Genomic DNA, 23,213 nt, shown 5'->3' with positions numbered 1-23,213 from the left:
CACGATGGGTTAGCTGTCTCAGTTCCCCACGGGGACCTCTGCCGTCCGGGCGGCGGCAGGCTCATACACACCCAGTGCGATGGGGTCGCGGTAGAGCAGCTCGATCTGGGATGTGTACTTCTCGGCGATCGGCTTGCGGCGCAGCTTCATCGTCAAGGTGAGTTCGTCGCCGCCCGGCTCCCAGAAGGTGGGGAGGATCAGGAAGCGTTTGATCTGCTCCACGCGAGAGAGGCCGGTGTTGGCCATCCCGACCGCGGCGGCGATCGTCGCGATCATGTCGCGGTCAGCTGCCAGAGAAGCGGCATCGACCCGGATGCCCTTCGTCGCAGCGAAATTAGCTGCGGCCTCGGGGTCGAGTGAGATCAGGGCCGTGTTGTATGGCCGCGCATCTCCGATGGTGGCCACGCCGCCGATGAGCGAGGAGCTGGCCTTGATTGCGTTCTCGATGGTGGCGGGGGACATATTCTTCCCCGAGGAGTTGATGATCAGTTCTTTCTTCCGGTCGATGACCGTGAGGTATCCGTCCGGGTCGATCGACACCACGTCACCGGTGGCCAGCCATCCGTCGGCGTCGACGGCGTCCCCAGTCTTGGCGGGCTCTCCCCGGTAACCCTTCATGACGAGGGGGCCACGAACGAAGAGCTCACCGTCGTTCGCGACCCGCATCTCCATGCCGGGCACGATCTTGCCGACGGTTCCGAGTTTGGTGGGATCGGCCGGGGCCGCGCTGGCGATGCAGGTCAGTTCCGACATCCCCCAGATCTCGGAGATCTGCAGCCCGAGCCCCGCGAAGAACGCCAACGTGTCGGCGGGTATCGGTGCCGCCCCTGACACGGCCCATCTGAGCTCGTCGAATCCGAGTTCGGCGCGCATCGGCGCCAACACCATCGATTCTGCGTCGACGAACTCGTGTTCCAGTTCTTTCGGTACGGGGAGCCCTGCGCGGAGCATCTCGATCCGGCGCGCGCCGACGTCGAGGCCCCACTGCAACGCGTGCCGTCGTGCATCGTCCGGCTCGTTCGCCACTGCCCGTTCGACCGCGATTTTCAGCTTCTCCCAGACCCGCGGTACCGCGCCCCAGATGGTCGGCCGGCAGTCGGGAAGTGCGGCAGCGATCTGCCGTACGTCCGCGACCACGGTGACTTGCGTTCCGAACACCATCTGGAAGTACAGAGCCGTCATCCGATCGGCGATGTGTGCCGACGGCATGAAGGAGGTGATGCGGTCTCCGAACTCGATCGGGAGGATCCAGCACACCGCGCCCGCCTCGAACAGCAATGCGGCATGAGTCGACTCCACCCCTTTCGGGTTGCCGGTAGTGCCCGAGGTGTAGATCAGGGTTGCAACATCGTCAGGCCGCACCGAGCGCCACGCGGCGTCGAAGTCGAACTCCGGTGAGCCGAGAGCCTTCATCTGGTCCAAGGTGAGCGTCCCGGCCGGGGCAATTCCTGCCTCCGCATCGATGACGACGATCTGCTCCAGCAGTGCGCCCGATTCCCTGATTCGCTCCACGTACTGGGCCTCGCACACCACGACCTTGGCTTCGGCGTTGCCGAGAACGAATGCGATGGCAGATGGGGGAAGCGTGTTGTAGATCGAGAACGACGTCGCCCCGACATGTAGCGCTCCGACATCGACGGGGTAGAAGTCCACACGATTGGCCATCATCAAGGCGACGGTGTCGCCGCGGCGGACTCCGAGTGCGGCGAATCCGGCCGCCACTTCGCGGACCTGACTCGAGTAGTGCCGCCAGGTCAACGTCTGTGAGTTGCCGACCGTCCGTATTGCGATGGCGTCCGGGTCGATGGCGGCGGTGCGTTGAAATGCTGCGCACAGGGTGTGGGGCGCTTCGTCGATGGTCATGGCGTTCTCCTCGGTTCAGGACCGGCTGTTGTGGATCCACTCGGATATGCGGTGACGGGGCGTTCTTCGAGCTCGCGGATCAGTTGGTGGCATTCGGCGTCGGCCGCCAGGTAGCCGTCGGCGAGCACGTTCACCAGTCCTCGTCCCAGTGCCCACGGTTGCCATGCCGCTGGAGCGAGGGTGCGTCCGGCGCGGCGAGCGATGGCGTCCGCGATCACAGTCGCGGCATCCTCCGGACTTATGCGGCGGCGCAGCGGACGAGGAAGACGCGCATCGAGCCTTCTGCCGATCTCGTCGTCGTCGAGCGTTGCCCGCGCCAGTTGGGTGTCGACCATCCCGAAGTACGCCACACCCGCGGAGGCGCCGTAGCCGGCGAGTTCGAGACGGAGTGCCCGGCCGAGTTGTTCGACGGCGGCCTTGCTGATCATGTAGGACGCGCCACCGAGACCGGGTGCGAACGCCGCCGCAGACGACACCACCACGATGTGGCCGCGTCGCGTAATCACTTCGTCGATCGCAGGATGGACGGTATTGAAGACGCCCGTGAGGTTGATGTCGATCACGCGGTCGAAGCCCGCCGGATCGATCTGGCGGAGGGTGGACGGGGGCGGGGTCACTCCGGCGTTCGCGATCACCACATCGAGCCGCCCATACCGCTCGATCACCCCGTGTACGGCCGCATCCATGCCGGGACGGTCGCGGACATCGGCGACCAGGGCGAGGACGCGCCGTCTGCCGAGCGCGAATTCGGCTGCCGTCAGCGCGGATTGATTGACATCGATCAGCGCGACGGTGGCGCCGCGGGCATGCAGCGCTCGTGCCGCTGCCAGTCCGATCCCGTCGCCTCCGCCGGTAATCAGGACCACCTTGCCGGCAACGTTGTACTCTGCGCCTCGACCGGGAAGTGGGAGTCCCAGGTCTCTCAGGGTGCGAGCGATTGTCGATCGGGTCCTGAACGTGGCCATCATCAATGCCTTCCGTGGAGCAGTCTGACGAGAACTCGGACCAGAGCGTCGGTCCGTGGTGTGCGCCGAAACGTGGTGAGCGGCAGAATCGACGGGAATCGCTGCCTCGTCATCGCACGGGGAAAGGTGAACTCCCTCAACCCGTCAGCACCGTGGACCCGGCCGAATCCGGAATCACCGACACCACCCAGCGGCAGGCTGGGGACGGCGGCGTACATGACGTACGAATTGACCGACACTGCGCCGGTGCGGATTCTCCTCGCGATCTCCTCGCCGCGTCGGCGGGAAAAGACGCTCAGCCCCAATCCGTATCGGCTCGCGTTGGTCCGTTCGACCGCGTCGTCCATATCCCGCACCCTGGTGACGGTCAGTGTCGGCCCGAATGTCTCCTCGGTGACCGCGGCACTGTCCTCCGGCACGTCCACCAGAATGGTCGGCTGCACGAGGTTGCCCTCGATGGCGTCCGGCCCTCCGAGTACGGCGCGGCCACCCTTTCCGATCGCGTCGTCGATGTGGCGACGGATGACGTCGATCTGCGTGGGCATCGTGATGGGACCGATCTGGGCGTTCCCGCCGGAACCGGCCCGGATCGTGCTTGCAAGAGTGACCACCCGATCGACGAACGCGTCGAATACCTCTTCGTGCACGTACACCCGCTCCACCCCGAGGCAGGTCTGACCGGCGTTGGAGAGCCCACCCCACACGGCAGCGTCGGCCGCCGCGTCGAGGTCGCCGTCAGCATCGACGATCAAGGCGTCCTTTCCGCCGCACTCCATCAGGACCGGAGTGAGTGTCTCCGCGCACGCGGACATCACTTTCTTACCCGTGGCGGTGGAACCGGTGAACCCGATCTTGTCCACGCCCGATCGGCACAGCGCGGCTCCCGTGGAGCCGTCACCCGTGACCACCTGCAGAACCGGGTGTTCCGGCACGACTTCGGACAATGTCTGGGCCAACCACACACCGACGCCCGGGGTGTACTCGCTGGGCTTGTAGACGACGGTGTTCCCGGCTGCGAGCGCGAAGGACAGAGAACCGAGCGGGGTGAAAATCGGGTAGTTCCACGGTCCGATCACCCCGACGACTCCGACGGGGAGATATTCGACGCCGGCCGATTGGTTGACGGTGAGGAGGCTGGGGCGGACCGTGCGCCGACCCAGTACGCGGGCGGCGTTCTTCGCCGCCCACGCGAGGTGTTCCAAGGCCATCGCAATTTCGAGCATCGCGTCCGCTTGCGGCTTGCCCATCTCGAGGTGGGTGAGCTCCGCGAGTTCGGGTGCCCGGCGGGCGATGATGCCCCGCCACGCATCGAGTCGCCGGGCCCGTGCCTCGAATCCCATTGCCGCCCACCATCCGGCGATCTCACGCGCGCGGCGCACCGCGTCGTCGATGTCGTCGGCCGACCCGCGTGGGTGAGTACCGACCACTTGCCCGGTCGCCGGACTGATCACATCGAACATGTCGGCCGCAGCCGAGGTGGTGATCATCGGGTGGTGCCCCTCGGTTCGTCGAGCGCCGTGTCGTTGAGCGCCTTGTCGGCGAGCGCATTCGCCCATCCCCGTGTCACCCGACGGAGGATTGGCAGGGTCAGTGCGAGGAATGGGGCAAACCCGGGCGTGGTGTCCATCGCAAAGGTCCAGGTGAGCCGGGTTCCGTCAAGCGACGGTTCCAGGGTGATGTCCTCGGCGAACCGGCGGAATCCCGGTCTGCGGGCGGACTCGGCGGTGAAGGTCATCCGTCTGCCCTCGTCCCAGCGGTAGAAGCGTTCCCTCAGAGCCGCGGCGCCGTGACCGAGCGTCACGGTTCTGGTGGTACCGACGCCGAAGGGCCGGGACGATGTCCACTCGCTTGCCGTGATCAGCCGCGCCCACGACACCAGTGCGTCGTCTGCGGTCAACACACTCCACACGTGGTCGGTGTCCGTCGGCGCGTTCACGACGTGCACGAGCCGGAATCGGGCGGTCTGCAGGAACTCGTCGTCGGTGGCGGCGAGTGGGTACCAGCGCGTCACAGGTCGATCACCAGCGATCCACCGGTCGAGCGGGACAGACAGACCAGCATCGAATTCTCCCGTTCGTTGTGCGTCAGGATTCTGTCGCGGTGTTCGACTTCGCCGGCCAGGACGCGAACACGACAGGTGCCGCAAAAGCCCTGCCGGCACGAGTAGGCGACACCGGGGACCTCCCGGCGGATCGCCGCGAGCGCGGTCTCGTCCGGCCCGACCGACACAGTCGTCCCTCGGCGGGCGAGGTGTATCTCGAACTCACGGCCATCGACCACCGGAAGTGGTGAGAAGCGTTCGGTGTGAAGCGATCCGGTCGGGTCGATCTCGCGCATCAGCCGACGCGCGGTTGTCATCAACGGTGTCGGGCCGCACATGTAGACAGCGGCACCAGGTGAAGCCGTGGCGACGATTCCGGCGATATCAGGAGGACCGAATTCGTCGTCCGGCCGGATCTCTACCTGGCCACGGGAGTGCCGGGCGAGTTCCCCGAGGAACGGCATGGTCGCTCGGGAGCGTCCGAGATAGACCAGCCTCCATGGCAGCTCACGGTCGTGGCATTTCTTCACCATCGGCAGGATCGGAGTGATTCCGATTCCGCCTGCGACGAACAGATACGATTCCGCGGCGACCAGTGGGAAGGCATTGCGAGGCCCCCGCACGGTGATCGGGGTCCCGGTCTGCACGGAGTCGTGAACCTCCCGCGAACCACCCAAACCGGTGTCGATCCGACGCACCGCGATGCGGTAGGACGACAGATCGTCGGGGTCGCCGCACAGTGAGTACTGCCGTTGCCTTCCCGACGGGAGGATCAGGTCGAGGTGAGCGCCTGGGATCCAGGACGGAAGGTCGCGTCCGTCCTGCGACACCACGGTCAGGCTGACGACATCAGCCGCCTCGGTCCGCACCTCCGCAACGATCAGATTCATATCGAACCCCCAGTTGCGCACGGGCTTCGGCCTCGACAGCCACGGAGCAGCGCGACTGGCGGCGAACACGTGCCGGTACGCGACCGTCGCCCGCGCGGCCAGCCGGAGAACCCTGGAGGGTTCGAAGTCGGGCGTATCGGAGTCCGAGCCTGCGGAACTGTCCGACGTCGTCATCGTCATGAGTGGCCTTCTCGGTAGGAAGGATTGGCGGCAGGCGACTGTGCGAGGTAGCGCATCGCCACATCCATGTCACCGATCTGCGAGGGATGGAAGCTGGGACGGAGGTACGGCGGGATTTCCGTGATCAGGAATTTGATGTTGGGCACGAGCCCCCGCCTGGTTGCACGGATCAATTGCAGTGGCCAGAAGTGCCCCTTGTCCGCCGACGGATCGGTGCGGAAGAGGTAGTTCATCGATGTCAGGAACAGCAGGATGAGCGTGAGGCTGGCGATCAGTGCCGTTCGTACGCGGCGGGCATAGCTGCCGTCGACGTACATGTAGGCGTCGAAGGCGACGTTGCGGTGCTCGACCTCCTCGGCCCCGTGCCACCGGACCATGTCGAGCATCACCGGGTGCATGCCCGCCTTCTCCAGTGCGGGGTCCGTCAGCAGCCACTCCCCCACCACGGCGGTGTAGTGCTCCATGGCGGCGAACAAGCCCAGCCGTTCACACAGCCACGCCCGTTTCGCACGGCCGGACAGCCCTCGATCTCCCAGAATCCGGTCTACGAGCCAGTCCATCTTCTTCGACATCGGTTCGATGTCCATGCCCAGTTCCGCGAGGTGTTCACGGGCACCCCTGTGCGACGCGGCATGAGTCGCCTCCTGGCCGACGAACCCCACCACTTCCTCGTGGAGCCGCTCGTCCTCGATCAGCGGCAGCGCCTCGGCCAACGTCGCGGACATCGCGCGCTCGCCTTCGGGAAGTACCAGGTGCATGAAGTTGATGACATGCGTGGCCATCGGCTCGCCGGGAACATAGTGCAACGGCACTCCGTCCCAGGAGAACTCGACGTCACGAGCGGTGATCGCGTGTGCCTCGTCCGTGTATCGCCGCGCACCGACAGGATCGACCACAGGGTTTCGACCTATTCGGGGAAACGACATCATCCTGCTGTCCTCACTGTCGACTTTGCCGAGGCTCCGACCCCGCTGAGGATGTATTGGTCGAGGTCCACCCGGCGGGTCCGCGCGCGGAAGCGGCGGTTGAACCCCGGGTAGAAGGTGAAGTTGCGGCCCTCGCCGCTGAGGTAGTAGCTGGTGCACCCGCCGGTGTTCCATACCGAGGTCTGTAGCCTCTCGTCGACCTCGTCGACGAAGGCCTGCTGGACGTCGGGGCGGACGTCGATACTCGCCGCCCCCTGCGCGTTCATTTCCTGCAGGCAACTGAGGATGTACGCAATCTGCGCTTCGATGGTCACAACCTGCGAGGTGTAGACGACGGAGTTGGGGCCGAGCAACATGAAGAAGTTGGGGAATCCACTGATTGTGGTGCCGAGATAGGCTCGGGCATTGCCGTTCCACGCCTCGGCCAGGGTACGACCGTCTCGCCCTCGCACCACATCGAACGCCGGATTGTCGGTCAGCCGGAAGCCCGTTCCCATCACGATCGTGTCGACCTCGTGCAGAACGCCGTCCTCGGTGACGATCCCGTTCGATCGCACTTCACGAATTCCGTCGGTGACCACGTCCACATTCGCCTGCGCGAGCGCCGGATAGAAGGAGTTGGAAAACGTCGGTCGTTTACAACCGAACGCATAGGTGGGCGTGAGCTTTGTCCGCAGCTCCGGGTTGCAGACCTGGCGGCGCAGGTGTGCGCGGCCGAGCGCCGCCAGCCCTTTCAGCAGCGCCGGCTTGTACACGAAACCTGGAACCATCGCCTCTTGGACCAGATCGAGACCGGCCCGCGCCAGCCGCTGGGCAACAGGTACCCGCGCGAACAATCTTTGTGGCCATCCGGTCATTGGTTGGTCGGGATGCGGAAGTATCCACGTCGGGGTCCGCTGGAACACCGTCATCGAACCGACGCTCGGCTGGATTCGGGGGATGATCTGCACCGCAGAGGCACCGGTTCCGATCACCGCGACCCTTTCCCCGGCGAGATCGTGCTCGTGGTCCCAGGCGGCGGAGTGAAAGACGGCGCCCTGGAAGCTCGCCAGTCCGGGAAGGTTCGGTACCGCCGGTTCACTGAACGGGCCCATCGCCCCGACCAGAATCCGCGCCTCCCAGTTTCCGTGACTGGTGGTCACGTGCCACACCTGCGAGTCGTCGTCCCAGGTCGCGTCTTGCACGTCATGACCCATCCGCAGGTGCGGGACGATGCCGAAGTTCTCAGCGCAGGCGCGCAGATAGTCGTGGATCTCCTGCTGCAGCGGGTAGAGCCTGGTCCAGTTCGGGTTGGGAGCAAAAGAGAATGAATAGAGGATCGAGGGGATGTCGCATTGCGCTCCCGGGTAGGTATTGACCCGCCACGTTCCGCCGATGTCCTCCGCACGGTCGAGCACGACGAAGTCGTCGATGCCGGCTTGTTTCAGTCTGATCGCAGTTCCCAGCCCACCGAATCCCGCGCCGACGATGAGTACGTCGACCCTTTCGGGTGCGTGATCGACGTTGTCGACCGGAAGTTCCACCGGTATTGCAGACCTGACCATTCGGGCGTCCTCCTCGTTGATGCCGCGCATGCCGAAGACACTAGAACTGACATCACACGCTGTCAACAGCGGTCGATGTCAACATTTACAGGAAGGCCGCACAGGCGTCCGACCTGAACGCCGCAGTGAGAGGATGACGACATGACCGAGATCGACACCGGCCGCCGAGCAGGCCTCACGAGCGGTACTTCTACGAGAGCTTCGCCGGCAGGGACGAACTCCTGGTCGCCGTTCCGGATCGCGTCGTCCTCACCGCACGCGCCACGTTGATCACGGCGCTACACACCTCCCCGACGGAGCCACACGATCTGATTAGGCACGTCGTCCGCGCTTTCACCGACTACATCGCACAGGATCGTCGCGACGGAAAGATCATGTTCGTCGAGTCGCAGAGTGTTCCGGAGCTCGCGCAACGGGGCGAGCAACTCGTCAAGGAATTCACGGCGCCGATCGCGGCATCGCTCGACAGGCTGAGCGGCGACGAAAAACGCGACAAGGTCACCACTCAACTCAACTCGACAGCGATCTTCGGCGCTCTCGCGTTCCTTTACCAGCACTGGCTCACCGGGAACTCCCGAATCTCCAAAGCCGAATAATAGAGCATGTTTCGTTGGTGATCGAGGCCCAGGTCAATGTCAGCAGCACGCCGGATCCAACACAACCACCGCAGGCTCGCGGATGCCTGACCGAAGCCGATGGACACCCCTCCCCCGCTCGACGACACCGCGCACATCTGCCTCGCCCGCGCCGACCTCCAGAAGACCGGCTGACGCAGTAACACACTGACGCCGCGGGCAGAGAACGGCACACAAGTGTCGACACACAAACGCCGAATCGCATTGTCCACACATGGTTTCCAATACGATCGGATGAGGATGTGGCAGTGCTTTCGGTGGATTGACGTTCAGAGGGCGTGCTGGTCGTCAGAGACCCATCCGCGAGCGAAGTCCGTTGGGGTCGCGCTGCGCATTCGGCCCTCGGCGAAAGCGCCGAGGGCCGAGAACTTTACGGCGCAACCGGGTAGCGGCTGGTGATCGCGACCCGGTTCCAGGCGTTCATCACGGTCGCGAGCCAGCTGATCGCGGACACCTGTTCGTCGGTGAGGGAGCCGTCATCCCACTCTCGCCGTTCCGGAACGGCGAGAGCGGTGACCTGTTCGGCGAGAGCGAGCGCCGCGCGCTCCTGGTCGCTGAAATACTGCGACTCCCACCACGCTGCGACGACCGCGAGTCGATCCGTCGTCTCCCCCTTGGCGAGGGCGTCGCGGGTGTGAAGTCGAAGGCAAAAGGCACAGCCGTTCAGCTGGGAGACGCGGATCTTCACCAACTCCACCAGGAGCGGGTCTGCTTCCGCCGTTGCCAGGGCCGCCTTCACTTCCGCGTCCAGCTTCGTCAGGCTCTGATAGACGGACGGGTGCTGTTTGCCGAGATTCACGCTGGTCATGATGTTCCTTTTGATTAGGCTGTCGAATGGTTGCGGGTCCGGGCACCCACACCGATGGTGCTGAACGAGAAGATCGCACGCTGTCTTCCGGTGCGTCGCGGTCACGCAGACCACGCCGACCCCATGATGCGATCAACCATGCTCACACGGCGGAAGCCGGGAACGAAGTGCTCCAGTACGTCGGCATTCACCGTGCCGTACGTGGTGTCCGGCCGATGTCTGAGCCCGTCGACGAAGGCACGCAGAAATTCGTTCTTGAAGTCACCCCGCGGATGGGCAGCGGTGACCTCCGCGACCTGGTCCGGGTCCAGCCCGTCCAGACCCAACCCGACCACATCGGTGAGGACTCCGAAGTTCGTGGCAGCGACCTCGTCCCCCATCCGGCCGGGAATCCCCGGCGTGGTGTGCAGCGCGATCGCCGTCCAAACCACCTCAGCGGCGGCATCGGAGAAACCACGATCGAGCAGGAACTTGCGCGCGTGATCGGCTCCATCGAGCTCGAACCGCTGCTCCACGGCCGAGAACGGCCTGAGCAGACCCGTGTCATGGAACAGCGCCGACAGATACAGCAACTCTGGGTCCGGCCGCAGGCCGAGCTCGCGGGCCCGCAGCGTGCTGAAAATGAACACGCGCCGCGAGTGATGGAAAATCAGCGGGTTCGTCGTCTCCCTGATCAGAACAGTGGCCTCGGCCGCCGCCTGCGTCTCGGGAATCTCCACTTCTGCGATGATCTCGGTCATGAGCCCTGCACTTTCAGGTTTCGATGTTGTAGAACAGACGATGTCTCCGTCCCTCAACGGTGCCGCACACCCGGCCTCCGGCGCCGCCTCGGTCCGGCCATGACCCACCCGAATCCGGACAGGCGATGAGCGTGCACACCAGCCCCCACCCACATCGGGTCGCGATCCTGGTCTACGACGGGGTGAAACTACTCGACGTCGCCGGCCCCGCCGAAGTGTTCGCGGAAGCGAATCGATGCGGCGCCGACTACCAGATCGTGCTCCTGTCACCGACCGGTTCGGACGTGGCATCGTCCATCGGCATAAAGATCTCCGTCGACGGCGACGCAGGATCGGAACCGGCACCCGACACCTTCCTCGTCGCCGGCGGCGACATCTACCCCCGAACCACCATCGCCCGCGACCTCGTCGACGCCACAAACACCCTCGCCACACGAGCTGCTCGGGTCGGCTCCATCTGCACCGGGGCGTTCATCCTCGCGGCGGCCGGCCTCCTGGAGGGCAAACGCGCGACCACGCACTGGAAGGTCGCACACGAACTTGCCGTCCGACACCCGACGACCCACGTCGAACCCGACTCGATCTATGTTCGCGACGGCACCACCTACACGTCCGCAGGCGTCAGCGCCGGCATCGACCTCGCGCTGGCACTCGTCGAAGACGACCACGGCCCCGACCTGACACGCGACGTCGCCCGACGCCTCGTGGTCTACCTGCAGCGCGCGGGCGGACAATCACAGTTCTCCGCCCCACTCCAAGGCCCGCCGCCGCGCACACCAGCCCTCCGCCGAATCGTCGATCTGGTAACCGCGGACCCGGCCGGCAACCACTCGCTCCCCGAACTCGCCGAACACCTCAACATGAGCCCCAGACACCTCACCCGACTCTTCCGCACCGAACTGTCCACCACGCCAGCCCGATACGTCGAACTGATCCGATTCGACATGGCAAAGGCCCTCCTCGACCAAGGACACAACGCAACACAAGCAGCATCACTCGCCGGATTCCCCAGCTACGAAAGCCTACGAAGAGTCTTCGCACGAGAGCTGTCGATGTCACCGACCGCGTACCAACACCGCTTCGGCACCGCACACCGCACGGACGCAGGATAACCATGGCCACCGTACCGAACGGAATGACGATCATCGGGCGTCACTTCCTGGACACCGGCCAACTTCGGCCGGGCGTCGAACCATCGCCGCCCTCTGCCCGTAGGTCGGGCGCACCCCACGGGCGTCCATGGAGCGGTGCGTGACGATCTCCCGTCACGCCGCTCAGTGTCACTGCTGATTGGCGCTTCTCACGACGGCACCGTGTGGTCGTTGTGTCTGCCACGGCCGAGAGCTGCGCTGATCCCAAGGCGAGTCGTATCCCGGAATGTCAAGTCTCGACCCGACGGGATACGGCTCGCACCATCCACGTTAAACCACACCCAGACTGACCTCAATGGCCAGTTCGGGGGCGGTTTCTCGACGAATGCCGCCGCGCAGCCCGACGCATGGCAACAGCCCGCGCGGTGGCTACCCTGACACCGCACATGGCGACAAGTATGGGAGTACCCATGCAGGCCGGAGTGCGTTCACTGTCACCCGTGCGCGCCGATCACGGCCACCAGCCTCGTCAACACGTACCGCTGGACGAGCTCCATGAAGACCGCCCCTGACACGAGCCCAGCGCTCCCCGCTTCCGACCCGGCGAACGGCGGCGTCTCCATAAATCCCTGGGATCGATACAACGCGTGCGCCGCCGTCATGAAACGAAGCGACTCGAGACGAACCGTGACAAACCCCTCTCTGCGTACATCATCGAGCAGCCGCCCCACCAACGCCCGCGCCACACAATCGCCACTTGGCTTCCAGCCACCAACAATCGGCCCCGGGGCCCGATGATCGTCGGTAGCTCTGCCATGAACGCCCCCGTGCATCCGATCTGCGGAATCCGCCCGCACAGGGCGACCGAGCATCCCGGCCAATCGCTCACCGGCCCAAACCCAGTACTCCTGAATCAACAATCAACGGGTCGACCTCACCGGCGGCGCAGAGATCCGTTACGTACCCGGGTTGCCACTGCTCCGGACCTTCGGAACCCGCAGCGCACGGGACGCTCCGGTGATGCGTCTGTCATCGCGGCCACCTTTCACGTCACCGAACCGAAGCTTGTGAGGCCAGTCGCAGACCGTCGGCAGTGATCAACATGCGGCCAGGGAACGTATCCAGGAGTTCGACCGTAAGACCAGTCGTCATCTCACAGTGTCACTCGCCGTTCGCGGAACCGTCACCGGTTGCGGATCGGTGAGAGATCGTTAACCGAGGCTGGGATGGGCGCACGGAATCCGGCGTCCGTCACTCATGGCGACGACAACGGCCGGCTTCTCATGCCACGGTGACCGCAGCACCACGAGAACGAATCCGTCACGAGCGACATCCGCAACACATCCATCGAGGGAACTTGCCACTGAAATGCTGCGAACTCTGGCTCGGGCGCCGACTTTCAGCACGCGCCACCGTTCAGGTCCCCTGCGCGGGCGTATCTACCGATGCAGGGTGTGCGTGATTTTCCGGGTTCGCCGGTTTGCGCACGAAGGCGCATGCGGCGATCAGCACGAATGAGAGGATCCCGGCGACAAGGAAGACCATTCGCACCCCCTCGGCGATGGCGTCCGGTGAATCGTGAGGGTGATCGGATCGTGAGGCGACGACCGTCATTACAGTGACGAACAGTGCCGTACCGGCGGCGCCGGCCACCTGCTGGAACGTGCCCACCACTGCGGAGCCGTGCGCATACAGGTGAGCGGCCACCGATCCCAATCCCGATGTCATCAGCGGTGTGAAGGTCGCCGCCAGGCCGAGGCACAGCGCCATGTTCGACAACAGCAACCACCACAATGAGGTGGACGTGTTCAACGTCGTCAGCATCCACACTCCGATGCTGACGAGGATCGAGCCGGGGATGACCAGCACGAGAGGACCGCGCCGGTCGTAGATGCGGCCCACGATCGGTCCCGCCAGACCCATCAGAAGGCCGCCGGGCAGTGTGATGAGACCTGTTTCGAACGGATCGAGGTGAATCACCGACTGCGCGAAGTAGGGAACGATGATGAAGGTGCCCATCATCGTTGCCATGCCGACCAGCATCGCGACGACCGAGATGCTGAACTGGCGGTATCCGAACACGCGCAGGTCCAGCAGGGCGCGGTCCTCGCGTTGCAGCCGGAGCTGTCGGGCGAGGAACCCGGACATCGCGACCGCACCGATGAGGAACGGCACCCCCACCGGGATAGTCGCGGATTCCTGGGCCGATTCGCCGATGCTCACCAGGCCGTACACCAGTCCACCGAATCCGAGTACCGCCAGGGGGATCGACAGGATGTCGATGCCGGCCTTGGTCGTCTCGGACACCGAAACAACGAATCGGGCGCCGAGGACCAATGTGACCAATGCGATGGGGGCAACGAATCCGAAGATCCAACGCCACCCGAAGTGGTCGAGGATGAAACCGGACAGGGTGGGGCCGAGAGCAGGCGCAACCGCGATGACAATGGAGATGTTGCCCATCATCGCGCCGCGGCGGGCGGGCGGCACCAGTGTCATGATCGTCGTCATCAGCAGCGGCAGCATGAGGGCTGTCCCGGATGCCTGCACGATGCGGGCGAACAACAGCACACCGAAGCCTGGTGCGGCGAACGCGATCAGCGTTCCCGCCGTGAACAGCGACATGGCGAGCACGAACAGAGTGCGCGTGGGGATGCGCTGGATGAGATAGCCGGTGAGCGGGATGATCACCGCCATCGTGAGCATGAATGCGGTCGTCAGCCACTGCCCCACGCTGGGATGTACGCCCAATTCGACCTGGAGGACCGGGATGGCGATGCTCATTACCGTCTCGTTGAGGATCACCACGAAGCTGGCCACCAACAGGACACCGATCACCTGGAGGTCTCGGCGTTCGATTCGGTCGTCGGCTCTTGCCTCGTCGTTCACGAGGCCAGTGGGTTCGGTCACGGTGGACCTTTCGGGTGGTGGGAACTGAGGGCATCCCGGCGAACGACGGAAAAGGGGCAGGGCAGCCACCGAATCTACCGACCCCCGGCTCTGCCGCCAATTGTTTTTTCCGTGCTGACTTCGGGGCGACGCGGGACGCGGGCCGCCCAGCTCGGCGGCGGGTGAGACTGGGGGGCCCGCTCGCTGGTCTTCGCTGTGTACGAATGAACGGCGCCGGCATCTCCTTTCCGAGCGCACCAGGATTCGGAAAACATCGAACCCCGACTCGACGCGGGACCACACCTTCTCCGTCGTCCCCTCGTCGGCGGCCGCGGGTGGAATGGCCCCTAGCGTGGCGTCGGTGTCGCGGCAGGCCCAGCCCACCCCGATCAACCCCCAAGCACCGTCGAGACCCCCGCAATAACGGACGAAACGGATATCACCACGGGCCAAAGTGACCACCGCATGCGTGAAACATGGAAGCTCTGTGACTACCTGAGTACCCGACCGCCCTGTATGTGGACGATAGTGGTCGCATTGCTACGCCAGAGCGAATTGAGGTTCGACCGATGTTCACCGGACTGTCCGCCTTCCCCCTTACGCCCATGAGCGAGACAGAAATCGACGAGTCAGCGTTCTCCGGAATTGTCTCGCGCCTGGCCGACGCGGGGGTCGATTCCATCAGCGCCCTCGGGTCCACCGGGAGCTACGCCTACCTGACCAGAGAAGAGCGCAAGCGCGTCGCACAGCTCGCCGTGGCCGCAGCGGGCACCACACCGGTCATGATCGGTATCGGGTCGCTGCGCACCGCACACGTCCGCGCCCTCGCCGAAGACGCACAAGATGCCGGCGCCGCCGCGGTGCTGCTGGCACCGATGTCCTACCAACAACTGACCGCAGAGGAAGTGTTCGGCCTCTACGAAGCGGTGACACGTGAACTGTCCGTGCCGCTGTGCATCTACGACAATCCCGGTACCACCCACTTCACCTTCACCGATGAACTGCACGGCCGCATCGCCGCACTTCCGAAGATCGGATCGATCAAGATTCCCGGCGTCCCCGTCGACCCCGCCGAGGCAGCCGGTCGAGTGAAATCCCTCCGATCTCAGATCCCGTCGACGGTCACGATCGGCGTCAGCGGAGACGCCTCCGCCGCGACCGGCCTCAACGCCGGCTGCGACGTCTGGTACAGCGTGCTTGCCGGGGTGCTTCCCAAGCCGTGCCTGGCTCTTACCCGCGCATCTCGGAACGACGACCGGAATACAGCCACCGCGCTGTCGAATCGACTCGAACCCATCTGGGAATTGTTCCGCGCCCATGGAAGCATCCGCGTGGTATCCGCCATCGCCGAACACCTCGGCCTCGTCGAATCACCCAATCTCCCCCAGCCGGTACGCGGTCTCGACGCGGCCACGCGTTCACGGGTCACCGCCGCACTCGAGCAGGTTGACGATCTCCTGTGACCTCCAGCGAGGCGTACGCCGGCGCAACCGAACCTCGGATCCGACGACGCGGGCACCCGCCGTGATCACAACGGCATCGAACGCCCGTGTCACCCAATGGCAGACGACGTCCGTCTCCGCACCCACGACCGCGACGACATCGCCGACGCCCTCGCCCTCCGCGACCGCCTCCCCGTTATCCGCGTTCGATCTGGGCCCACGAAATTCTTCAGTACCGTACAACCTCGACGTCCTCGGTCTCGACGCCGGTTGCAGCGAGCGTGAACTCGAAGATGCCCTCATCGGTCGGCCCACCCATTTCCTCAGCGAGCGCGGAGGTTTACCTTCCTCGGACGCCGGCCGTCGAGACCTGCATCAGCCGCCCGATGCGGAAGAAATATCAGACGGTCGTACCAGTTAGTGGCCAGTAGGCTATCGACGACCGCCACCGTCGGTTCGATCCGCGACTGAACCCGTTACAGTCCGGGGGCCGGTCCGAGGCCGGCCAGCAGCGCGGACAGGCGTGCATAGGCTCTGTCCCGGTATGCGAGGAGGGCGTCCTTGTCGGATTCGGCGATGTCGAGTAGTCCGCGACCGGACTTGACGCCGATACGGCCCTGCTCGACCAGGGTCGTGAGGAGGTCGGGGACGGCGAACCGCTCCCCGAAGGCCCGCTCGAGGGTTTCGTAGGCGCCTTGGTAGACGTCGAGCCCGGCCATGTCACCGATCGCGAAGGGCCCGAAGAGGGCGAGGCGAAAGCCGAAAGTGTTGCTGACGACAGCGTCGACCTGTTCCGGTGTCGCAGTTCCCTCCTCGACGATCGCCAATGCCTCCTTGTAGAGCGCGAACTGCAGACGGTTGGCGACGAAACCGGGGGCATCGGCGACCCGGGCGGTGATTTTCCCGAGGGATCGGATGAACCCTTCGGCAGCGTCGACGATTTCGGAATCGGTGGCGGTGCTGGCGATGAGCTCGACACCGGGGATGAACGGTGCCGGGTTCATCCAGTGCACGCCGAGGAAGCGGGCGGGTTCGCAGACTTCCTTGGCGAGTTCGTCGATGGGTATCGCGGAGGTGTTGGTGCCGATGATCGCCTCCGGTCGCGCTGATGACGATATCCGGCGCAGGGTTTCGAGCTTGACGTCGACGATCTCGGGTACGGCTTCGGTGATGTAGTCGGCGTCGGCAACAGCCCGCTCGATCGAGGGTGCTGCGCTGAGATTTTCCGCAATCACGGCGGCAGCCTCCGCGGGGAACAGGCCCAGAGATTCGTACTGCGCCGCCTGAGTGATCAGACGGTCGCGTGACTTCTCGGCGGTTGCCGCGTCGACGTCGGCGAGGGCGACGGGGAATCCGGCCAGGGCGAGGACTTGCGCAATACCTCCGCCCATGTACCCCGATCCCACGACACTGGTGCGTGAAATCTTGTCCAGATCGGCCATCACTTCTACTTTCGGGTTCGGACTCCGGGAGGAGCGGCGGGGTTCGCCTGGAGTGTTCGGCGTCGGTTTGCCGGTGGGCCAGCTGTTATCGGATGGTGTATCCGCCGTCGATCGCAATGGTGTGACCGGTGATCAGCGATGCAGCGTCACTGAGCAGGAAAAGGACCGCACCGACGATGTCTTCCGGTTCCCCGAAGCGCCCCATGGGGATCCGCGATTGGAGCTCGGCGGCCCAGTCCGGGCGGCTCAGGGTCGACTCGGTCAGTTCGGTGCGAACGAACGTCGGTGCCACCGCATTGACCCGGATACCGCTCGACGCCCATTCCAGCGCAAGTGCTTTCGTCAAGTGAATCAGACCGGCCTTGCTGGTGCCGTACGCGGCTCGCTCCTCGATGGCGACCAGCCCTGTCTGGGAGGCGATGTTGACCACCGCCGCGGGAGACGGGGACGTCAGCCATGATTTGGCGAGTTCGGTGGTGAGGAAGAAACTGCCGCGCAGGTTCGTGTCCACGACCGAGTCCCAGTCCTCTGCGGTGATCTCGACAGCGGGCTTGGGGATATTGATGCCGGCATTGTTGACGAGCAAATCGATGCCGCCGCTTGCGTCGAGGAGTTCGGCGACACCGCGGCGGATCGAGGCGATGTCGGTCATCTCGAGTGCCACGGAGGGAGTGCCGTAGCGGGCGGATACCGATTCTCCGGTCTCACGGCTTCGGGTTGTGCCGTAGACCACGGCACCGGCCTCGGCAAGCCCATCTGCGATGGCCTTGCCGAGACCCCGACCCGCCCCGGTGACGAGGGCGGTCTTCCCCTTCAGATCGAAGGTGGTCAAAACGGTTCCTTAGTTGGTGAAGCGGTGGTCGGACCAGGAGAGCGCCTCGCCGCGGTACTTCGCGGCGCGGACGTCTCCGGATCGGGCATGGCCCTCGAAGTACTCCACGCGGGCCGCGCGACCGCACACTTCCCCGAAGAAGGCGCTGGACTCGGGGTTGGTCACTTCCTGGTAGGTCACGGTGCGCAGGTACTTGCCGACCCACAGACCACCGGTGTAGCGCGCCGCGCCTCGGGTGGGGAGCACGTGGTTGGTTCCGATGACCTTGTCCCCGTAAGACACACAGGTTCCTTCTCCCAGGAAGAGAGCACCGTAATCGTGCATCTTCTCGAGCGCCTCGCGCGGGTTCCGGGTAAGGATCTGCACGTGCTCGGACGCGTATTCGTCGGCCAGCGCGTACGCCTGGTCGAGGTCCTCGACGACCCGAACCTCCCCCCAGTCCCGCCAGGCTGCGCCGGCGAAGTCGCGGGTGGGCATGTCGACCAGAATGGTGTCGATGTGGTCGATGACGGCGCGGCCGAGTTCCTCGCTGGTGGTGATCAGGACGGCGGGTGAGTCGGGGCCGTGTTCGGCCTGCGAGAGCAGGTCGACGGCGACGATGAACGGGTCGGCGTCCTCGTCGGCGACGATAAGCACCTCGGTCGGGCCGGCGAACAGGTCGATGCCGACCTCGCCGAACAGCTGACGCTTGGCCTCGGCGACGAACGCATTCCCGGGTCCGGCGAGCATGTTGACCGGGCGAATGGTTTCAGTACCGACGGCCAGAGCGGCCACTGCCTGGATACCGCCGAGCAGGTAGATCTCGTCGGCGCCGGCCAGCCGCATCGCGGCGATCGTCGCGTCCGGTACCTCACCACGAATGAGTGGGGTGCACGCGGCCACCCGCTCGACTCCGGCTACCTTCGCGGTGATGATCGTCATGTGCGCACTGGCCAGCAGCGGGTACTTGCCGCCGGGAATGTAGGCGCCCGCCGCCTGGATGGGAACGTTCTTCTGTCCCAGGAAAACTCCAGGGAGAGTTTCGATCTCGAAATCGGTCAGTGATTCGAGCTGCTTCTGCGCCATCACCCGGACCTGCTCCTGCACGAAGGTGATGTCCTCGATCACCTGACGCGGAACCCGGGCGACGATCTCGTCGAGTTGCTCGGAGCTGAGCAAGTAGCTGTCGGCGGAGTAGTTGTCGAACTTCTCCGAGTACTCGCGCACCGCCACGTCCCCGCGCTGACGGATGTCCTCGATGACGTTCTCCACTGTCGTCCGCACCGACGAGGTGCTACCCCGCTCGACGCTCTCTCTCTGGGGAACCTTGAGGTCCACGGTGCGGATACCGGGCCGGCGAACTGCGGCGATCGTCATGAGAGAAGTCCTCCATCGTGTGATCGGCGGACGATCGTCCGCCGGGCTGACGTCACGTGACCGTTCCGATGTGGTGCCAGTCACTTACCAGGGTGACTGTATACGTATCCACAGTCGTGCGCAACGCCCTGGCGCGTTCCCCGGTCAATCCCGCGGCGCATATCCCTCTTCTACCTGCACAGCAATCTGATTACTGAGCCGCAGGCACCGAGGGCACATCGTGAAATGACGAGAATCTTCAGAGCATCTCTCGACTATCTAGTGATTACGTATACACTCACGTCAGGCCTGAGCAGATGTAACCTGCGCCACCCTCCACTCCCCCTAGCATTGGAGCTCACATGTCTGTCGACGCGTCCACTAACCCACCACCGACTTCGGCGACCACAGCCCCTGCCGTCGATCCCGCCATGCGCCGTCGGGCGATGGTGTCCTCGGTATTGGGCTCGTGCATCGAGTGGTACGACTTCTACGTGTACGGGGTGGCCGCGGCGATCATCCTCAATGGCCAGTTCTTCCCGAACGTCGATCCGTTCGTGGGGATCTTGTTGTCGTTCAGTACTTATGCGATCGGCTTCGCGGCGCGGCCGATCGGCGGAGTCATCTTCGCGCACTTCGGCGATCGGGTCGGGCGCAACAAGATGCTCATGATGACTCTCGGTCTCATGGGCTTCGGAACATTCATGATCGGCTGCCTGCCGAACTTCGCGACGATCGGTATCGCGGCTCCGATCATTCTGGTGTTGCTGCGCATCGTGCAGGGACTCGGCGTCGGCGGCGAATGGGGCGGTGCGGCGCTGATGGCGACCGAGTACGCGCCCGCGAACCGTCGCGGATTCTTCGGCTCGTGGCCGCAGATCGGTGTGCCGGCCGGCACACTGCTCGCCAACGGCGCCTTCTTCCTGGTCATCTGGCTGATGCCGGACGAGGCGTTCGAGGCCTGGGGCTGGCGGATCCCGTTCCTGTCCTCGCTCGCGCTGATCGCATTGTCCTTCTATATCCGCAGCAAGGTCGCCGAATCGCCGGTGTTCGAGGAGATCAAGGCCAAGGGCGAGATCGAGAAGATGCCCGTCGTCAAGGTCATCAAGACCCACCCGCTGACTATCGTGCGAGTGATCATGATGCGCTTCGCCGAGAACGCGAACTACTACATCTACACCACGTTCCTGCTCCCCTACGGCCCCGAGATCCTGGTCGCCAAGAACGACATCCTGCTCGCGACGATGATCATGGCCGGACTCGGTCTGTTCACCATCCCGTTCTGGGGCTGGGTCTCGGACCGGTGGGGCCGCCGTTACACGGTGCTGGCCGGCGCGGTGACGATGGCGCTGATGGCCTTCCCGTTCTTCTGGGGCGTGCAGACCGGCGACTTCCTGATGGTGCTGCTGGTACTGATCCTGACCTGCAACGTCGGCCGCGACCTGTGCTATTCCGTCGAACCGGCCTACTTCACCGAGCTGTTCGAACCGAAGCTGCGCTACTCCGGAGCGTCGGTAGGACCGCAGGTCGCCGCCGTGCTGGCCGGTGGATTCGCACCGTTGCTCGCCACAGCCCTGATCGGGCCGGACTTCGACCGCTACTGGCTCGTCGCCGGATACATGGTGTCGACCTCACTCATCACGATCGCCGGTGCGCTCTTGTCCCCGGAAACAGCGCCGCGTGTGCGGTCGCGCCGGGGCTGGAGCGAAGAACACGACCCCACCACAGGTCGGTAGCAACAACTGACCGATGTGGGACGGCGTGGTCACGACGTTCGTGACCACGCCGTCCCACAGCTGTATGCCCTGAGACCTCACAGTGCCAACCGGAAACGAATGGACCGCCGATCCGTGCCGACTGCCGGTGAGCTACCGGCTCAATACCTGCGACCCGCCGAGTCGACCGCTGCAGCCTCCGATGGCGGCGCACTCACCGGGGTGCACGCCGTCGACCCCCGCGGCACCAGGTGGGACCGGAACGTCAAAGTCTTGTACGGCGCGTCGGGGTTCTCGATTCGCTCGAGCAGCGCCTCGGCTCCGGCCTCTGCCATGGTCCGGGTGGGTTGGTGCATCGTGGTGAGATCGAATGCAGGCCATGCGCCCATCGCGATGTCGTCGTACCCGACGATCCACAAGTCCTCGGGAACAGCAACTTTCACGGCACGAGCGGCATCCAGTGCGCCGAACGCGATCAGGTCGTTACTGCAGAAGATCGCGGTGGGCCGGTCCGGAGACTCGAGGAGTCTCTTGGTCGCGGTGTAACCGTAGTCGTGGCTGAACGATGTGCCCTCCACGATCCGATCGGCTCTCAATGGCGCACCGGATTCGAGCAACCGCTGCGTGAAGCCCCGGGTTCGGTCGCGAGCGGTGCTGGCGGCGGGCGGCCCTCCGATCAATGCGATCTCGGTATGCCCATTGGCTAGGAGGTAGTCGGCGATGGCGCTGCCTCCGGTGGCGTTGTCACTGGCGACCTGATCGCACTGCAGCGTCTCGACGACACGGTTGATCAGCACGACGGGGCTACGTTTGGCCAGAGCCGCGCGCAGCGGCGCCGAGGCTTCGGTGACCGTGGTGAAGATGATGCCGTCGATGGATCCGGCATTGATCGCTTCCAGCGCGGCATCATTGCCGGGACCGTCGGAGTTCCACAGCGTCACCTTCTGTCCCGCCTTGTCCAGATACTCGGTCAATGCGCCGAGAATCTCCGGATAGAACGGATTGGTCAGATCGGCAACGACCACCCCGATGGTCTCCACGCGGCCGGTCTTCATCGCGCGCGCACCGAGGTTCGGGACGTAGCCCACCGACGCCGCCGCCTCCATGATCTTCTTGCGGGTCGCAGCGCTGACCTTGCCGTTGCTGAGCGCGCGTGAGACCGTGGCCTGGGACACCCCGGCGATCCTCGCGACGTCCCTACTCGTAGCCATACGTATCCACTCCGCCTCCGCGTTCGCACCGTGTCGGACGCCGCAGCTCGCGCGCCGCCGCACTCCCCATCATCCCACGTCAACCATCCTAATTCGTTCTCCGAAACACAACGACGCGAACCGGCCGAGGACGCCAATCTGCGGAGGTCGCTAGCCCTCTCGGCAAGGATGAACGGATACGTATTCGGTAGTGATACGCCTATACGCGGATTGCTCATTTACGTCGCCAGTTACAGTGCCAATTCGAATGTTCTTGCAAGGAAGCCGGTATCGCGGCGGATGATCAGCGCTCTGCGGTTTCTTTGTTCGCGCATGAGCACTGACTCGAGGTGTCGGCGCTCCGCCGCGGACAATCCTCCCCACACGCCGCGCAACTCGCCGACCCGTACGGCGTGGTTCTTTCATTCCCGCTCGAGTGGGCCTTCCTGACAGATATGTTCGCGATCGATTCGCGGCGTCTCCTGATCGCGCGACGCTCACCCTCCTCGGGAAAGAGCACAGGGGATCGAGGTTGCGACAGTGGACGCGGCCTTGGCAAGCAGAATACGAACGGCCATACCTCATCGTCACGTCTCAACATGTCGCGTACACTATCTATTCGTGCACTACTTATATGGCGGAATACCTAAGGCGTCGGCCGCTACGGCCGCCATCGAAACAGGTC

The 23,213-nt window shown here is 64.6% G+C and carries 18 protein-coding genes; 4 read left to right on the top strand and 14 right to left on the bottom strand.

Translation table 11 applies throughout. The annotated features are described in order from the left end of the window. Nucleotides 1-18: 18 nt before the first annotated feature. From fadD11 to CJ177_RS08105, 7 genes are read right to left on the bottom strand one after another with little or no spacing between them, the layout of a single operon-like run. Nucleotides 19-1,863, bottom strand: coding sequence for a fatty acid--CoA ligase FadD11 (gene fadD11, locus CJ177_RS08135; protein WP_095867543.1), 1,845 nt, complete (start codon nucleotides 1,861-1,863; stop codon nucleotides 19-21). Beyond that, nucleotides 1,860-2,831, bottom strand: a complete 972-nt coding sequence (locus tag CJ177_RS08130) for an SDR family oxidoreductase (RefSeq protein ID WP_025432469.1) — start codon at nucleotides 2,829-2,831, stop codon at nucleotides 1,860-1,862. Before CJ177_RS08130 ends, fadD11 begins: the two co-directional genes overlap by 4 nt. Continuing rightward, entirely contained in the window at nucleotides 2,831-4,315 is a 1,485-nt protein-coding gene (locus CJ177_RS08125; protein ID WP_095867542.1) for an aldehyde dehydrogenase family protein, read from the bottom strand. The genes CJ177_RS08130 and CJ177_RS08125 overlap by 1 nt, the downstream gene beginning before the upstream one ends. Next, entirely contained in the window at nucleotides 4,312-4,839 is a 528-nt protein-coding gene (locus tag CJ177_RS08120; RefSeq protein WP_061701416.1) for an SRPBCC family protein, read from the bottom strand. Before CJ177_RS08120 ends, CJ177_RS08125 begins: the two co-directional genes overlap by 4 nt. After that, nucleotides 4,836-5,939: a PDR/VanB family oxidoreductase gene (locus CJ177_RS08115; RefSeq protein WP_095867541.1), complete on the bottom strand. Its 1,104-nt coding sequence runs from the start codon at nucleotides 5,937-5,939 to the stop codon at nucleotides 4,836-4,838. Before CJ177_RS08115 ends, CJ177_RS08120 begins: the two co-directional genes overlap by 4 nt. Further along, nucleotides 5,936-6,868 carry a metal-dependent hydrolase gene (locus tag CJ177_RS08110; RefSeq protein WP_005241326.1) on the bottom strand — a complete coding sequence of 311 codons (933 nt, stop codon included), beginning with the start codon at nucleotides 6,866-6,868 and terminating at the stop codon, nucleotides 5,936-5,938. The genes CJ177_RS08115 and CJ177_RS08110 overlap by 4 nt, the downstream gene beginning before the upstream one ends. Then, the gene (locus CJ177_RS08105) at nucleotides 6,865-8,409 is read right to left on the bottom strand and encodes an NAD(P)/FAD-dependent oxidoreductase (RefSeq protein ID WP_061701419.1); all 1,545 of its coding nucleotides are present in this window, start codon (nucleotides 8,407-8,409) and stop codon (nucleotides 6,865-6,867) included. The genes CJ177_RS08110 and CJ177_RS08105 overlap by 4 nt, the downstream gene beginning before the upstream one ends. Nucleotides 8,410-8,783: 374 nt before the next feature. On the opposite strand from CJ177_RS08105, the gene CJ177_RS08100 reads away from it, so the two are divergent. Next, nucleotides 8,784-9,005 (top strand): hypothetical protein, encoded by a 222-nt coding sequence (locus CJ177_RS08100; protein WP_143548649.1) that lies wholly within the window; start codon nucleotides 8,784-8,786, stop codon nucleotides 9,003-9,005. Between the two features lie 409 nt (nucleotides 9,006-9,414). On the opposite strand, the gene CJ177_RS08095 is transcribed toward CJ177_RS08100, so the two are convergent. Both CJ177_RS08095 and CJ177_RS08090 read right to left on the bottom strand, forming a co-directional pair. Then, nucleotides 9,415-9,852, bottom strand: a complete 438-nt coding sequence (locus CJ177_RS08095) for a carboxymuconolactone decarboxylase family protein (protein WP_005241316.1) — start codon at nucleotides 9,850-9,852, stop codon at nucleotides 9,415-9,417. Nucleotides 9,853-9,953: 101 nt separating this feature from the next. After that, nucleotides 9,954-10,592: an HD domain-containing protein gene (locus CJ177_RS08090; protein WP_025432467.1), complete on the bottom strand. Its 639-nt coding sequence runs from the start codon at nucleotides 10,590-10,592 to the stop codon at nucleotides 9,954-9,956. A gap of 125 nt (nucleotides 10,593-10,717) precedes the next feature. Here CJ177_RS08090 and CJ177_RS08085 point away from each other — a divergent pair, with 125 nt between their 5' ends. Further along, nucleotides 10,718-11,704, top strand: coding sequence for a GlxA family transcriptional regulator (locus CJ177_RS08085; RefSeq protein WP_373560038.1), 987 nt, complete (start codon nucleotides 10,718-10,720; stop codon nucleotides 11,702-11,704). A gap of 1,395 nt (nucleotides 11,705-13,099) precedes the next feature. On the opposite strand, the gene CJ177_RS08075 is transcribed toward CJ177_RS08085, so the two are convergent. After that, entirely contained in the window at nucleotides 13,100-14,593 is a 1,494-nt protein-coding gene (locus CJ177_RS08075; protein ID WP_061044500.1) for an MDR family MFS transporter, read from the bottom strand. 548 nt (nucleotides 14,594-15,141) lie between these two features. On the opposite strand from CJ177_RS08075, the gene CJ177_RS08070 reads away from it, so the two are divergent. After that, on the top strand, nucleotides 15,142-16,035 hold the full coding sequence (locus tag CJ177_RS08070) for a dihydrodipicolinate synthase family protein (RefSeq protein WP_005241309.1): 894 nt from the start codon (nucleotides 15,142-15,144) through the stop codon (nucleotides 16,033-16,035). Nucleotides 16,036-16,490: 455 nt separating this feature from the next. Here the strand turns inward: CJ177_RS08070 and CJ177_RS08060 are convergent, their stop codons facing one another. The 3 genes from CJ177_RS08060 to hisD form a co-directional block, all read right to left on the bottom strand. Beyond that, on the bottom strand, nucleotides 16,491-17,456 hold the full coding sequence (locus CJ177_RS08060; protein ID WP_179443169.1) for a 3-hydroxyacyl-CoA dehydrogenase family protein: 966 nt from the start codon (nucleotides 17,454-17,456) through the stop codon (nucleotides 16,491-16,493). An 85-nt stretch (nucleotides 17,457-17,541) separates the two neighbouring features. Further along, complete coding sequence (locus CJ177_RS08055; RefSeq protein WP_095867536.1) at nucleotides 17,542-18,288, bottom strand: SDR family NAD(P)-dependent oxidoreductase; 747 nt, start codon at nucleotides 18,286-18,288, stop codon at nucleotides 17,542-17,544. Between the two features lie 9 nt (nucleotides 18,289-18,297). Continuing rightward, entirely contained in the window at nucleotides 18,298-19,644 is a 1,347-nt protein-coding gene (gene hisD, locus CJ177_RS08050; protein ID WP_095867535.1) for a histidinol dehydrogenase, read from the bottom strand. Nucleotides 19,645-19,985: 341 nt separating this feature from the next. Between hisD and CJ177_RS08045 the strand changes: the two genes are divergently transcribed. Further along, the gene (locus CJ177_RS08045) at nucleotides 19,986-21,359 is read left to right on the top strand and encodes an MFS transporter (RefSeq protein ID WP_095867534.1); all 1,374 of its coding nucleotides are present in this window, start codon (nucleotides 19,986-19,988) and stop codon (nucleotides 21,357-21,359) included. 140 nt (nucleotides 21,360-21,499) lie between these two features. On the opposite strand, the gene CJ177_RS08040 is transcribed toward CJ177_RS08045, so the two are convergent. Further along, nucleotides 21,500-22,549, bottom strand: coding sequence for a LacI family DNA-binding transcriptional regulator (locus CJ177_RS08040; RefSeq protein WP_025432464.1), 1,050 nt, complete (start codon nucleotides 22,547-22,549; stop codon nucleotides 21,500-21,502). Between the last annotated feature and the right edge of the window lie 664 nt (nucleotides 22,550-23,213).

This window comes from Rhodococcus sp. ACPA1, assembly GCF_002300195.1.
GTDB classification, from domain to species: domain Bacteria; phylum Actinomycetota; class Actinomycetes; order Mycobacteriales; family Mycobacteriaceae; genus Rhodococcus_F; species Rhodococcus_F opacus.
The sequence above is the reverse complement of the archived record's forward strand: the minus strand, read 5'-3'. Positions and strand labels throughout refer to the sequence as shown.

Excerpts from the sequence above, each read along its gene's own strand:
- CJ177_RS08130 (WP_025432469.1), bottom strand. The coding sequence starts at position 2,831 with ATGATGGCCACGTTCAGGACCCGATCGACAATCGCTCGCACCCTGAGA.
- CJ177_RS08115 (WP_095867541.1), bottom strand. The coding sequence starts at position 5,939 with ATGACGATGACGACGTCGGACAGTTCCGCAGGCTCGGACTCCGATACG.
- CJ177_RS08085 (WP_373560038.1), top strand. The coding sequence starts at position 10,718 with ATGAGCGTGCACACCAGCCCCCACCCACATCGGGTCGCGATCCTGGTC.
- CJ177_RS08100 (WP_143548649.1), top strand. The coding sequence starts at position 8,784 with ATGTTCGTCGAGTCGCAGAGTGTTCCGGAGCTCGCGCAACGGGGCGAG.
- CJ177_RS08125 (WP_095867542.1), bottom strand. The coding sequence starts at position 4,315 with ATGATCACCACCTCGGCTGCGGCCGACATGTTCGATGTGATCAGTCCG.
- hisD (WP_095867535.1), bottom strand. The coding sequence starts at position 19,644 with ATGACGATCGCCGCAGTTCGCCGGCCCGGTATCCGCACCGTGGACCTC.
- CJ177_RS08105 (WP_061701419.1), bottom strand. The coding sequence starts at position 8,409 with ATGGTCAGGTCTGCAATACCGGTGGAACTTCCGGTCGACAACGTCGAT.
- CJ177_RS08110 (WP_005241326.1), bottom strand. The coding sequence starts at position 6,868 with ATGATGTCGTTTCCCCGAATAGGTCGAAACCCTGTGGTCGATCCTGTC.
- CJ177_RS08040 (WP_025432464.1), bottom strand. The coding sequence starts at position 22,549 with ATGGCTACGAGTAGGGACGTCGCGAGGATCGCCGGGGTGTCCCAGGCC.
- CJ177_RS08095 (WP_005241316.1), bottom strand. The coding sequence starts at position 9,852 with ATGACCAGCGTGAATCTCGGCAAACAGCACCCGTCCGTCTATCAGAGC.
- CJ177_RS08090 (WP_025432467.1), bottom strand. The coding sequence starts at position 10,592 with ATGACCGAGATCATCGCAGAAGTGGAGATTCCCGAGACGCAGGCGGCG.
- CJ177_RS08070 (WP_005241309.1), top strand. The coding sequence starts at position 15,142 with ATGTTCACCGGACTGTCCGCCTTCCCCCTTACGCCCATGAGCGAGACA.
- CJ177_RS08060 (WP_179443169.1), bottom strand. The coding sequence starts at position 17,456 with ATGGCCGATCTGGACAAGATTTCACGCACCAGTGTCGTGGGATCGGGG.
- fadD11 (WP_095867543.1), bottom strand. The coding sequence starts at position 1,863 with ATGACCATCGACGAAGCGCCCCACACCCTGTGCGCAGCATTTCAACGC.
- CJ177_RS08045 (WP_095867534.1), top strand. The coding sequence starts at position 19,986 with ATGTCTGTCGACGCGTCCACTAACCCACCACCGACTTCGGCGACCACA.